At 65.6% G+C, this 12,045-nt stretch carries 11 protein-coding genes; all 11 read left to right on the top strand.

Annotated features, from left to right (window positions below; all coding sequences use genetic code 11):
* Positions 1-50: 50 nt before the first annotated feature.
* On the top strand, positions 51-1,316 hold the full coding sequence (hemA, locus tag ACT7B3_RS11665) for a glutamyl-tRNA reductase (protein WP_445158056.1): 1,266 nt from the start codon (positions 51-53) through the stop codon (positions 1,314-1,316).
* Between the two features lie 11 nt (positions 1,317-1,327).
* Positions 1,328-2,416 carry a peptide chain release factor 1 gene (prfA, locus tag ACT7B3_RS11660; RefSeq protein ID WP_445158055.1) on the top strand — a complete coding sequence of 363 codons (1,089 nt, stop codon included), beginning with the start codon at positions 1,328-1,330 and terminating at the stop codon, positions 2,414-2,416.
* The gene (gene prmC, locus ACT7B3_RS11655; RefSeq protein ID WP_445158054.1) at positions 2,416-3,252 is read left to right on the top strand and encodes a peptide chain release factor N(5)-glutamine methyltransferase; all 837 of its coding nucleotides are present in this window, start codon (positions 2,416-2,418) and stop codon (positions 3,250-3,252) included. The genes prfA and prmC overlap by 1 nt, the downstream gene beginning before the upstream one ends.
* A 180-nt stretch (positions 3,253-3,432) precedes the next feature.
* Positions 3,433-3,933, top strand: a complete 501-nt coding sequence (locus tag ACT7B3_RS11650; protein WP_444677258.1) for an Lrp/AsnC ligand binding domain-containing protein — start codon at positions 3,433-3,435, stop codon at positions 3,931-3,933.
* Between the two features lie 5 nt (positions 3,934-3,938).
* The gene (locus ACT7B3_RS11645) at positions 3,939-4,688 is read left to right on the top strand and encodes a HesA/MoeB/ThiF family protein (RefSeq protein ID WP_444679306.1); all 750 of its coding nucleotides are present in this window, start codon (positions 3,939-3,941) and stop codon (positions 4,686-4,688) included.
* Positions 4,689-5,084: 396 nt separating this feature from the next.
* Positions 5,085-6,380 carry an NAD(P)/FAD-dependent oxidoreductase gene (locus ACT7B3_RS11640; protein WP_445158053.1) on the top strand — a complete coding sequence of 432 codons (1,296 nt, stop codon included), beginning with the start codon at positions 5,085-5,087 and terminating at the stop codon, positions 6,378-6,380.
* Positions 6,381-6,415: 35 nt separating this feature from the next.
* Positions 6,416-7,762, top strand: coding sequence for a glutamine synthetase family protein (locus ACT7B3_RS11635; protein WP_445158052.1), 1,347 nt, complete (start codon positions 6,416-6,418; stop codon positions 7,760-7,762).
* 134 nt (positions 7,763-7,896) lie between these two features.
* Entirely contained in the window at positions 7,897-9,000 is a 1,104-nt protein-coding gene (locus tag ACT7B3_RS11630) for a polyamine ABC transporter substrate-binding protein (protein ID WP_445158875.1), read from the top strand.
* Between the two features lie 55 nt (positions 9,001-9,055).
* On the top strand, positions 9,056-10,237 hold the full coding sequence (locus ACT7B3_RS11625; protein WP_445158051.1) for an ABC transporter ATP-binding protein: 1,182 nt from the start codon (positions 9,056-9,058) through the stop codon (positions 10,235-10,237).
* Between the two features lie 56 nt (positions 10,238-10,293).
* Positions 10,294-11,202, top strand: a complete 909-nt coding sequence (locus tag ACT7B3_RS11620; protein ID WP_445158050.1) for an ABC transporter permease subunit — start codon at positions 10,294-10,296, stop codon at positions 11,200-11,202.
* Positions 11,203-11,204: 2 nt separating this feature from the next.
* Complete coding sequence (locus tag ACT7B3_RS11615; RefSeq protein WP_444677260.1) at positions 11,205-12,041, top strand: ABC transporter permease subunit; 837 nt, start codon at positions 11,205-11,207, stop codon at positions 12,039-12,041.
* The last annotated feature ends 4 nt before the right edge of the window (positions 12,042-12,045 follow it).

The following is a 12,045-nucleotide window of genomic DNA, read 5'->3' as shown; positions in this document are numbered from 1 at the left end:
GTTTTTTCATTCGGCACCGCCGGCCGACATCACGCGAAGACGCCTAACGCATGACGCTTCTTGCCCTCGGAATCAATCATAAGACGGCTACCGTCGCGGTGCGCGAGCGGGTCGCCTTCTCGCCCGTGCAACTGGAGCAGGCGCTGGTCGAGCTGCGTCGCATGCCTCAGGTGCACGAGGCAGCGGTGCTGTCGACCTGCAACCGCACGGAGCTCTATTGCGTCACCGAGGAGAGCGGTGAGCGCGTCATTCTCGACTGGCTGGGCCAGTTCCATGGCCTGCCCGTCCAGGAGCTGACCCCCTGCGCCTATCACTATCGCGATAGGGAAGCAGCCCGCCACCTGATGCGCGTCGCGGTGGGGCTCGATTCGATGGTGCTGGGCGAGCCGCAGATTCTCGGTCAGCTCAAGGGCGCCTACCAGTCGGCGCGACAGGCCAGCGGGCTCGGCGGCGAGCTGGAGCTGCTGTTTCAGCACACCTTCTCGGTAGCCAAGCAGGTGCGCACCCGCACCGGTATCGGCCAGAACCCGGTATCGGTGGCCTATGCCGCGGTGAGCCTGGCCAGCCGCATCTTCGACGACTTCGGACGCTCGCGGGCGCTGCTGATCGGCGCCGGCGAGACCATTGAGCTGGTGGCGCGCCATTTGCGCGAGGCCGGGGTGCGCGACATGATCGTGGCCAACCGCACCCGCGAGCGGGCCGAGGTGCTGGCGCAGGAGTTCAATGCCGAGGCGATCTCGCTGAACGAGATCCCCGAGGCCCTGGTGCGCTCCGATATCGTCATCTCCTCCACCGCGGCGCCGCTTCCCATTCTCGGCAAGGGCATGGCCGAACGGGCGCTCAAGAAGCGCCGCCACCGCCCCATCTTCATGGTCGATATCGCTGTGCCGCGCGACATCGAGCCGGAAGTCGGCGACCTCGACGACGTCTTTCTCTACACCGTGGACGACCTCAACGAGGTCATCCAGGAGAACCGCCGCCATCGTCAGGCGGCCGCGGACCAGGCGGAATCTCTGATCGAGCACGGCGTCAGCGTATGGCTGCACGAGCGGCGCATTCGCGACGGCGGCGAACTGATCCGCCGCTTCCGTGACCAGGCCGTGGAGCTGCGCCAGCTTTCCGAGGAGCAGGCCCTGGCGCGGCTTGCCCGCGGCGAAGACCCGGAAGAAGTGATTCGTCGCCTGGCGCACCAGCTCACCAACCGCCTGCTGCACCGGCCCACCGTGGCCCTGCGCGATGCCTCTGGCAGCGAGCGTCTCGACCTGCTGATGGCCGCCGAGTCGCTGCTGCTCGACCCCCTTTCCACGAAACCCTGACAGGACACGCCATGAAAGCGACCCTGCGCCAGCGCCTCGATGCCTTCATCGAGCGCTTCGAGGAGCTCGCCGCCCTGCTGGCGGAGCCCGAGGTCATCACCGACCAGCCCCGGTTCCGCGATTACTCCCGAGAATACGCCGAACTCGAGCCGCTGGTAGATGCCTGGCGCGACTATCGCGCCACCGAGGCGGACCTGGAGGACGCCGAGCTGCTGGCCGCCGACAGCGACGCCGAGATGCGCGAGCTGGCCGAGATGGAGCTGGCCGAAGGCCGCGAGCGGCTGGAGGGTCTGGAGGTTCGGCTCAAGCAGCTGCTGGTGCCGCGCGATCCGGACGACGGTCGCAGCGTCTTCCTCGAGGTTCGCGCCGGTACCGGTGGCGACGAGGCGGCGCTGTTTGCCGGCGACCTTTTCCGCATGTACTCCCGCTATGCCGAGAAGCAGGGCTGGAAGGTCGAGGTGGTCAGCGCCAGCCATGGCGAGCAGGGCGGCTACAAGGAGATCATCAGCCGGGTGAAAGGCGAGGGCGTCTATGCCCGGCTCAAGTTCGAGTCAGGGGCGCACCGGGTGCAGCGGGTTCCCGCCACCGAGTCGCAGGGGCGTATCCACACCTCGGCCTGCACCGTGGCGGTGATGCCCGAGGCCGACGAGGTGGGCGATGTCGACATCAACCCGGCCGACCTGCGGGTCGATACCTTTCGCTCCAGCGGCGCCGGCGGTCAGCACGTCAACACCACCGACTCTGCGATTCGCATTACCCACCTGCCCTCGGGGGTGGTGGTGGAGTGCCAGGAGGAGCGCAGCCAGCACAAGAATCGGGCCAAGGCCATGTCGCTGCTGGCCGCCCGGCTCAAGCAGAGCGCGGTGGAGAGTCGCCAGCGTGAACAGGCCGATACGCGGCGCAGCCTGGTGGGCTCAGGCGATCGCAGCGAGCGCATTCGGACCTACAACTTCCCCCAGGGACGGCTGACCGACCATCGCATCAACCTCACGCTCTACAAGCTTGGCGAGGTCATGGGCGGAGAGCTCGACGAAGTGCTCGAGCCCCTGATTCACGAGCACCAGGCCGAGCAGCTGGCGGCCTTGCAGCAGGAGGCCTGATGCGCCTCGATGCGCTGCTGCGCGACGCTGCTGGGCGCCTGGCGCAGGCAGGTTCGCCCACCGCACGCCTGGATGCCGAGGTGCTGCTGTGCCATGTGCTGGGGGTCGAGCGCACCTGGCTTTACACCTGGGGCGATCGCATTGCGGCGGCGTCGGACCAGGCTCGCTATGAAGCATTGATCGCCGCGCGGGCCGAAGGCCGGCCGGTGGCCTATTTGGTCGAGGCGCGCGAATTCTGGGGGCTGTCGCTTGCGACCTCGCCGCATACGCTGATTCCGCGTCCGGATACCGAAACCCTGGTGGAGGTGGCCTTGTCGCTGGCGGCGGGCCGCGGACGGTTGCTTGACCTGGGTACGGGAACCGGCGCCATTGCGCTGGCATTCGCCAGCGAGCGGGGCGACTGGTCCGTGCTCGGCGTCGACCGGGTGCCGGAGGCAGCCGCATTGGCGGCCGAAAATGCCAAGCGCTTGGGTATCTCCAACGCCCGCTTCCTGGCCAGCGACTGGTTCAGCGCTCTGGCCGGCGAGCGCTTCGACCTGATCGTGGCCAATCCCCCCTATATTGCCGCGGATGACCCGCACCTGCTGCAAGGCGACGTGCGCTTCGAGCCACGCAGCGCCCTGGTCGCCGGAGCCGACGGGCTGGATGACCTGCGCTACCTGGTCGATGCCAGCCGTGGCTATCTGGCCGGACGCGGCTGGCTGGCCGTGGAGCATGGCCACGACCAGGCGGCGGCAGTGAGGGCGCTTTTTCAGGCGGCCGGTTACGAGGAAATTGCCAGCCGATGCGACCTTGGCGGCCTGGAGCGGGTTACCTGGGCGCGCTGGTCAGAATAGCGTTGAGATTGCGTGTTGGAGGCCGTGGCGCGCTGTGGTACACCTGTTCAGGTAATTTTTCCCGTAGCTGCCGTGTTCGCGAGACCGAACGTCTGCGAAGGGCTCGATGCCTGACGGTTTTCAGGTCAATTTGCTGACACGGCGCGCCTACCCTCCTGATCCGGTTCGCCAAATACGACAATGAAATCCAAGACCCGCTCACTCGACCGTATCGATCTGAACATCCTGCGCTGCCTGCAGGAAAATGCCCGTATCTCCTATGTCGACCTGGCCGCGCAGGTCGGCCTATCGACCACGCCGTGCCTGGAGCGCGTCAAGCGCCTGGAAAAAGCCGGGGTGATCCGCGGCTACAAGGCGGTGCTCGACCCGCGTGCGCTCAAGGCCAACCTGCTGGTATTCGTCGAGATCAGCCTGGAGACGCAGTCGCCGGCGGTATTCGACGAATTCCGCCGCGCCGTGGCCCGACTGCCGCAGATCCAGGAGTGCCACCTGGTCTCGGGCCAGTTCGACTACATCCTCAAGTGCCGCATCCCCGAGATGTCCGCCTACCGTCAGCTGCTCGGCGACGTGGTGCTGACCCTGCCCGGGGTCAAGGAGTCCAAGAGCTATGTGGTCATGGAAGAGGTCAAGGAGGAGTTTTCGCTGTATGTGCCGGATATTGAGGAGCTGGAAGGCAAGTGAAGCCCATGAATGACGAGGCGCTGCTGCGCTATAGCCGGCAGATCATGCTCGATGCCATCGACATCGCCGGGCAGGAGCGCCTGCTCGCTTCCGGCGTACTGGTGGTAGGGGCGGGTGGCTTGGGCTCACCGGTTGCGCTTTATCTGGCGGCGGCAGGGGTGGGAAGACTGGTGCTGGCCGATGCCGACGAGGTGGAGCTTTCCAACCTGCAGCGCCAGATCGCCCACGGCATGGCCGATCTTGGCCGCAACAAGGCGGAGTCGGCGCGCGAAGCGGCTCTTGCCCTCAACCCACACTGCACCATCGAGGTGCTGGCCGACCACCTCGATGGCCCGGCGCTGGACCGGGTGATGGCCGGGGTCGACCTCGTGCTGGACTGCACCGATCGCTTCTCCAGCCGCTATGCAATCAACGCCGCCAGCCGGCGTGCCGGCATTCCGCTGGTGTCCGGCGCGGCGATCCGCTTTTCCGGGCAGCTGGCGGTGTTCGATCCTCGCGATGCCGAGGCGCCCTGCTACGCCTGCCTCTATCCACCGGGTGACGCTGGCGACGAGGAAATGCGCTGCGCGGAGAATGGCGTGGTGGCACCGTTGGTCGGGCTGGTCGGCTGCTTTCAGGCGCTGGAAGCGATCAAGCTGCTCAGCGGTGCTGGTACGCCCCATCGCGGCCTGTCCACCTTCGACGGCATGAGCGGTCAGTGGCGCCACTACCAGGTGCCACGCGATCCGGCGTGTCGCGTCTGTGGCACCTCCTGAGCGACGCGGTGGCCCCGTGAGGCGCGCTGTCTCGCGCCTGTCGGTACCTGCGCCTTTGCCTCGTGCTGGGCGCACTGTCACCTAGCCTGGAGGGCCGTGGGGCTAGCCAAGTCCATTCTGGTGTCGGTGATTATTCAACATTCCTTTTGCCGGGAAGCCCCCGGGAAGGCGCTGCCGATCCTGCTTTCGTGCACGTTCAAGGCTGTTCTGCAGCATTCATGCCCCATTTTGGTGCCGCGTCATGATGGCGGTTTGAATAGCGTCGTTGTGAAATACTTGACAGGTTCCTGCGGTTTGGTGCCAGACTAAGCGAAAGCGTAGTGACGGCTTGTCGTCACTCATCGCCCTCGGCTCTGCCTACCGATACCGAGCCGCCCTTGTTCAGGATACTGCTGCATGGCCACTGTCGCCCGCTTCGACAATCCCGCTTCCTACTACCGCGATTCGGTCCTGGTGCGCATGGAGCCGCCTTGCCTACCGCTGCAGGGCGAGCAGCGGGCGGACGTGTGCGTGATCGGTGGTGGCATCACCGGTTGCTCTGCTGCGCTGCATCTGGCCTTGCGCGGCTATCGGGTGGTGGTCCTGGAGGCGCGCGAGCTCGGCTTTGGTGCGTCTGGGCGCAGCGGTGGCCAGATCCTGCCCGGCCTGGGGACCGATATCGCCACCGTGGAGCGGGCGCTGGGCCGAGACCGCGCTCGCGAGGTATGGGAAATGAGCCGCGAGGCGGTGCGCCTTACCGCCGAGCTGGTTGAACGCCACGCCATACCCTGCGACCTGAGCTGGGGCTACCTGCATGCGGCGGTCAAGCCGCGCCATGTGCGTGAACTGCGCGAGTTTCAGGCGCGCATGGCCCGCGACTACGGCTATGAGGCGCTCGACTGGCTCGAGGGGGAGGCCCTGCGCGAGCATGTGGCGACCGATGCCTACCCGGGGGCGCTGTTCGAGCGTGAGGGCGGCCACCTGCACCCGCTGAACTACACCTTAGGCCTGGCGCAGGCCGCTTGCCAGGCCGGGGTGACGTTTCATGAGCAGAGCGCGGCGGTAGCCATCGAGCGGGGCCAGCCGGCCAGGGTCAGGACCCGCGACGGCTGCGTGACGGCAGATTTCGTGGTGCTGGGCACCAACGCCTACCTGGGTGGACTGGTGCCGGAACTCGAAGGCCGCATCATGCGCGCTGCCAACTACATCGTCGCGACGGAGCCGTTGGGCGCAGAGCGAGCGGCCCGGGTGCTGCCGCGCAACGATGCGCTGTCCGACGCCAACTTCGTGCTCGACTACTACCGCCTCTCGGCGGATCGACGGCTGATCTACGGTGGCGAGGTGAGCTACGACGGGCGCGAGCCGCGCGGCCTGCAGCAGCGCATGGACGCCAAGATCGCGTGGCTGTTTCCGGCGCTCAAGGGCGTGCGCATCGACTATCGCTGGGGCGGGGAGGTGGCGATTACGCTCAATCGCGCACCCGACTTCGGCCGTCTCGACAATAATCTCTATTATGCACAGGGATATTCGGGGCACGGCATGGCGCTGGCGGGCCTGGCCGGCAAGCTGATGGCCGATGCCGTCGCCGGCCAGAGCGAGCGCTTCGATGTGTTTGCCGCGATGCCGCATCGGCCGTTTCCGGGCGGGCGGCGCCTGCGCACCCCGTTGCTGGTGCTGGCCACCATGTTCTACAAGCTGCGCGACCGACTATAACGACATGCCCGGGAAAGGGCCGCTACGAGGTTCCCATGAAAGACCTGGAAAGCTGGCTGAAGGAGCGACGCATCACCGAGGTGGAGTGTCTGGTCAGTGATATCACCGGTATTGCCCGTGGCAAGATCACCCCGGTTTCCAAGTTCGTTGCCGAAAAGGGGATGCGGCTGCCGGAGAGCGTGCTGCTGCAGACCGTCACCGGCGACTATGTGGAGGACGACCTCTACTATTCGCTGCTCGACCCTGCCGACATCGACATGCTGTGCCGGCCCGACGGCTCGGCGGTCTACCCGGTGCCCTGGGCGGCGGAGCCCACAGCCCAGGTTATCCACGACTGCTACGACAAAATGGGCAACCCCATCGAGCTCTCCTGTCGCAACCAGCTCAAGCGCGTACTGGCGCTGTACGCCGAGCAGGGATGGAAGCCGGTGGTGGCGCCAGAGATGGAGTTCTACCTGACTAAGCGCTGTGAGGATCCCGACCTTCCGCTGCAGCCGCCCATCGGTCGCAGCGGGCGCCAGGAGACCGGACGGCAGTCGTTCTCCATCGATGCCGCCAACGAGTTCGACCCGCTGTTCGAGGACATGTACGACTGGTGCGAGATCCAGGGGCTCGACATCGATACCCTGATCCACGAGGAGGGTACCGCTCAGATGGAGATCAACTTCCGTCACGGCGACCCCCTCACCCTGGCGGACCAGGTGTTCCTGTTCAAGCGTACCCTGCGCGAGGCGGCGCTCAAGCATGACGTGGCCGCCACCTTCATGGCCAAGCCGATTACCAACGAGCCCGGCAGCGCCATGCATATTCATCAAAGCGTGCTGGATGCCGCCACGGGCAGGAGCGTGTTTGCCAATGACGACGGCACCATGAGCCAGCTGTTCCTGCACCATATTGGCGGCCTGCAGCGCTTCATTCCCGAGGCGCTGCCGCTGATGGCGCCCAACGTCAACTCCTTTCGCCGTTTCCTGCCTGACACCTCGGCGCCGGTCAACGTCGAATGGGGCGTCGAGAACCGCACCTGCGGGCTGCGCGTGCCGGACTCGTCGCCGCAGAACCGGCGCGTGGAGAACCGCCTACCCGGAGCCGATGCCAACGCCTACCTGGCGATAGCGGCGAGCCTGCTGTGCGGCTACCTGGGCATGGTGCAGCAGCTCAACCCCTCGGCGCCGGTGCAGGGCAGGGCGTTCGAAAGACGCAACCTACGCCTGCCGTTCACCCTGGAGCAGGCGCTGGAGCGCATGGAAAGCTGCGCCGAGCTGGAGCGCTACATGGGGCAGCGCTTCGTGACCGGCTACGTGGCGGTCAAGCGGGTCGAGAATGAGAACTTCAAAAAGGTGATCAGCTCCTGGGAGCGGGAGTTCCTGCTGTTGAGCGTGTAAGGCTTGCGCCGGGGCAGTTCCGATCGGCCCGTCAGGCGAGGCGGCGAGGAAAGGCGTTTAGGAAAGGTAACAAGGAAAGTGTCCGGTAGAGAGCGCCGGTCCCATCAACAACAACGATACAGAGAGGTGTCATGATGACCCATCTACACAAGCGTTTGCTGGCGGCGGCACTGGGTTCGCTGACCCTGGCCACGTCGGCGGCCCAGGCCAACGAAGTGCGGATTTACAACTGGTCGGACTACATTGCCCCGGACACCCTGCAGAGGTTCACCGAGGCGACCGGGATTCGCGTTATCTACGACGTCTACGACAGCAACGAGGTGCTCGACGCGGCGATGCTGGCCGGTCGCTCCGGCTATGATGTGGTGGTGCCCTCCAATCACTATCTAACCCGCCAGATCAGCGCCGGGGTGTACCAGGAGCTCGACCACGACAAGCTCCCCAACATGGCCAACCTCAACCCGGAGCTGATGGACGACCTGGAAAGCGTTGATCCGGGCAGTCGCTACTCCATTCCCTACATGTGGGGCACCAACGGCATCGGCTACAACGTCGATCGGGTTCACGCCATCCTGGGCGAGGAGGCGCCGGTGGACTCCTGGGCGCTGCTTTTCGATCCCGAGATCACCACCGCGCTGCGCGAAGGCGGCTGCGGTATCTCGATGCTCGACTCAGGTGATGAGATGCTCTCGCCGGCCATGGCCTACCTGGGGCTTTCGCCGCTTTCGGAAGAGCGGGCGGACCTGGAGGCTGCCGGTGACTTGATCGCTGCCGTGCGCGACAACATCACCTACTTCCACTCGTCGCGCTACATTTCCGATCTTGCCAACGGTGACATCTGCGTGGCGGCGGGCTACTCGGGCGACATCTTCCAGGCCGCCGACCGCGCCGAGGAAGCCGGGCGCGGCATCACCATCGCCTACAGCATTCCCAAGGAGGGCGCGGCGCTGTGGTTCGACATGATGGCGATACCGGCCGATGCGCCCAACCCCGACAATGCCCACGCTTTCATCAACTTCATCCTGGAGCCCGAGATCGCCGCGGCGATCACCGAGTATGTTGTCTACGCCAACCCCAACGTGGCGGCGAACGAATACCTTGATCCGGATATCCTCAATAACAGTTCCATCTATCCCGACCAAGAAGTGATGGACAATCTCTATGTGGCCGAAGAGAAGCCGCTGGCCGTGCAGCGGATTCGCACCCGCGTATGGAACCGGGTGAAATCCGGAACCTGAGGGGCTGCCGGCCCTCAGGGCCGGCGTGCTTTACCGGGGCAACAAGGAGGCGGCCATGCCACACCCCCCGACCCAGGCCCGCCAGCCGGCGGGCCATGCCACCGAGGCGACGCCGTCGCCGCCGGTGGGCAAACCGAGACCCGTACGCGATGAGGCGCTGATGGAGATTCGCCGCGTCAGCAAGCGCTTCGACCAAGCGCTGGCGGTGGATGACGTCAGCCTGTCGATCCAGCGCGGCGAGATCTTTGCATTGCTGGGCGGCTCCGGCTCCGGCAAGTCGACCCTGCTGCGCATGCTGGCGGGCTTCGAGAAGCCCAGCAGCGGGCAGATCGTGCTCGACGGCGAGGACATCACCGCCATGCCGCCCTATGAGCGGCCGATCAACATGATGTTCCAGTCCTACGCGCTGTTCCCGCACATGACGGTGGCACAGAACATCGCCTTTGGCCTCAAGCAGGACCGGCTGCCGCGGCGCGAGATCGATGAGCGCGTGGCCGAGATGCTCAAGCTGGTACACATGGAAGCCTTTGCCCGGCGCAAGCCGCACCAGCTCTCCGGCGGCCAGCGCCAGCGCGTGGCGCTGGCGCGTTCGCTGGCCAAGCGGCCCAAGCTGTTGCTTCTCGATGAACCGATGGGGGCGCTCGACAAGAAGCTGCGCACCGAGATGCAGCTCGAGGTGGTACAGATCCTGGAGCGGGTCGGGGTGACCTGCATCATGGTCACTCATGACCAGGAGGAGGCCATGACCATGGCCGACCGGGTGGCGATCATGGCGGATGGCTGGATTGCCCAGGTCGGCACGCCGATGGATGTCTACGAGAGTCCGGCCAGCCGTATGGTGGCCGAGTTCGTCGGCACGGTGAACCTGTTCGAAGGCGAGATTGTTGTCGACGAGGTCGATCACTGCATCATCCAGGGGGCGGCTCTGACGCGGCCGGTGCGCATCGGCCACGGTATCAGCACCCAGGCTGACGAGCGGCGGGTGTGGGTCGCCCTGCGTCCCGAGAAGACTTGGCTAAGTCGCGAACGACCGACGCAGCGCCACAACTGGGAGGCGGGCGTGATCGAGGATATTGCCTACCTGGGGGGCTTCTCGCTCTATTTCGTGCGCACCGAGCGGGGCGAGCTGGTCAAGGCCAGCATGGCCAACACGGAGCGGCGCGGCGACCGTCCGGGTTGGGACGAGCCGGTCTACGTGTACTGGGACGAACATGCGGCCGTGGTGCTGCATGCGTGATCGAGGTCCGTGGCGCCGCGCCGCCTGCAGCCGGCCAGCGTGACAGGAGGAAGTCGATGAAAAAGCCGTTCGTGCGCCTGCCGCGCTGGGCCTCGCCCGGGCGTGGCTGGGTGATTGCCGTGCCGTTGCTGTGGCTTGCGCTGTTCTTCCTGCTGCCGTTTGGCATCGTGCTCAAGATCAGCCTGTCGGAGGCGGCCATCGCCGTGCCCCCCTATGGCGCGATCTTCGACTACGCCAACGAGACGCTCAATATCGCGGTCACCTTCGGCAACTACCTGTTCCTGCTGAGCGACTCCCTCTATATCTCGGCCTACTGGGGCTCGGTGAAGATCGCTTTCCTGGCCACGCTGATCTGCCTGCTAATCGGCTATCCGATGGCCTACGCCATGGCACGGGCGCCCGCCCACCTGCAGCTGGTGCTGCTGCTGCTGGTCATGCTGCCCTCTTGGACGTCCTTCCTGATCCGCGTCTATGCCTGGATGGGTATCCTCAGTAACAACGGGCTGATCAACAACACGCTGATGTGGCTGGGGCTGATCGAGTCGCCGCTGCGCATGATGAATACCAACTTCGCGGTGATCCTGGGCATCGTCTATGCCTACCTGCCGTTCATGGTGCTGCCACTCTACGCCAACCTGACCCGGCTCGACGGCTCGCTGCTGGAGGCGGCCTCGGACCTCGGCTCTCGCAAGTTCAATACCTTCTTACGCGTGACCCTGCCGCTCTCGAAGGGGGGCATCATCGCTGGCTCGATGCTGGTATTCATTCCTGCAGTGGGCGAGTACGTCATCCCGGAGCTGCTCGGCGGGCCCAACACGGTGATGATCGGCAAGGTGTTGTGGGAAGAGTTTTTCCACAACCGCGATTGGCCGGTAGCCTCGGCGCTGGCGATGGTGATGCTGGCGATCCTGATCGTACCCATCGCCCTGTTTCACCGCTACCAGTCCCGCGAGCTGGAGGAGTGACCATGCGCAAGCCATCCTTCACCACGCTGATGCTGTGGGCGGGGCTGCTGTTTCTCTACCTGCCGATGGTGGTGCTGGTGGTCTACTCGTTCAATTCGTCACGCTTGGTGACGGTATGGGCGGGCTTTTCGCCACGCTGGTACCTGGAGCTGTTCCGCGACCAGCAGATTCTGTCGGCGGTTTGGACCAGCCTGCGCATCGCCTTCTTCTCGGCCAGCATGGCGGTGTGCCTTGGCACGCTGGCGGCCTTCGTGATGGTGCGCTTCACCCGCTTTCGCGGCAAGACGGCGCTCTCCAGCATGGTCACCGCGCCGCTGGTGATGCCTGAGGTGATCACCGGGCTGTCGCTGCTGCTGCTGTTCGTGCACATGGCGCAGACCATCGGCTGGCCGGCGGATCGCGGCATGGTCACCATCTGGATTGCCCACACCACCTTCTGCAGCGCCTACGTGGCCGTGGTGGTGGCATCGCGCCTGCGTGAGGTGGATCTCTCCATCGAGGAGGCCGCCATGGACCTCGGTGCGCGGCCGGTGCGCACCTTCTTCCAGATCACCCTGCCGATGATCGCGCCCGCGGTGGCGGCGGGGTGGCTGCTGGCCTTCACCCTGTCGCTGGACGACCTGGTGATCGCCAGCTTCGTCTCCGGCCCCGGGGCGACCACGCTGCCGATGGTGGTGTTCTCTTCAGTGCGCCTCGGTGTCTCGCCGAAGATCAACGCCCTGGCCACGCTGATCATCCTGGCGGTGTCACTGGCCACCTTCCTTGCCTGGTACCTGATGCGGCGCAGCGAGGCGCGACGGCGCCAGGCGATGCTGCAGGACATGACCGCCGGTCGATAACCCT

It is taken from the genome of Halomonas sp. E14 (assembly GCF_052568415.1).
The sequence above is the reverse complement of the archived record's forward strand: the minus strand, read 5'-3'. Positions and strand labels throughout refer to the sequence as shown.

Excerpts from the sequence above, each read along its gene's own strand:
- ACT7B3_RS11620 (WP_445158050.1), top strand. The coding sequence starts at position 10,294 with ATGAAAAAGCCGTTCGTGCGCCTGCCGCGCTGGGCCTCGCCCGGGCGT.
- ACT7B3_RS11635 (WP_445158052.1), top strand. The coding sequence starts at position 6,416 with ATGAAAGACCTGGAAAGCTGGCTGAAGGAGCGACGCATCACCGAGGTG.
- prmC (WP_445158054.1), top strand. The coding sequence starts at position 2,416 with ATGCGCCTCGATGCGCTGCTGCGCGACGCTGCTGGGCGCCTGGCGCAG.
- ACT7B3_RS11645 (WP_444679306.1), top strand. The coding sequence starts at position 3,939 with ATGAATGACGAGGCGCTGCTGCGCTATAGCCGGCAGATCATGCTCGAT.
- prfA (WP_445158055.1), top strand. The coding sequence starts at position 1,328 with ATGAAAGCGACCCTGCGCCAGCGCCTCGATGCCTTCATCGAGCGCTTC.
- ACT7B3_RS11615 (WP_444677260.1), top strand. The coding sequence starts at position 11,205 with ATGCGCAAGCCATCCTTCACCACGCTGATGCTGTGGGCGGGGCTGCTG.
- ACT7B3_RS11650 (WP_444677258.1), top strand. The coding sequence starts at position 3,433 with ATGAAATCCAAGACCCGCTCACTCGACCGTATCGATCTGAACATCCTG.
- hemA (WP_445158056.1), top strand. The coding sequence starts at position 51 with ATGACGCTTCTTGCCCTCGGAATCAATCATAAGACGGCTACCGTCGCG.
- ACT7B3_RS11630 (WP_445158875.1), top strand. The coding sequence starts at position 7,897 with ATGACCCATCTACACAAGCGTTTGCTGGCGGCGGCACTGGGTTCGCTG.
- ACT7B3_RS11625 (WP_445158051.1), top strand. The coding sequence starts at position 9,056 with ATGCCACACCCCCCGACCCAGGCCCGCCAGCCGGCGGGCCATGCCACC.
- ACT7B3_RS11640 (WP_445158053.1), top strand. The coding sequence starts at position 5,085 with ATGGCCACTGTCGCCCGCTTCGACAATCCCGCTTCCTACTACCGCGAT.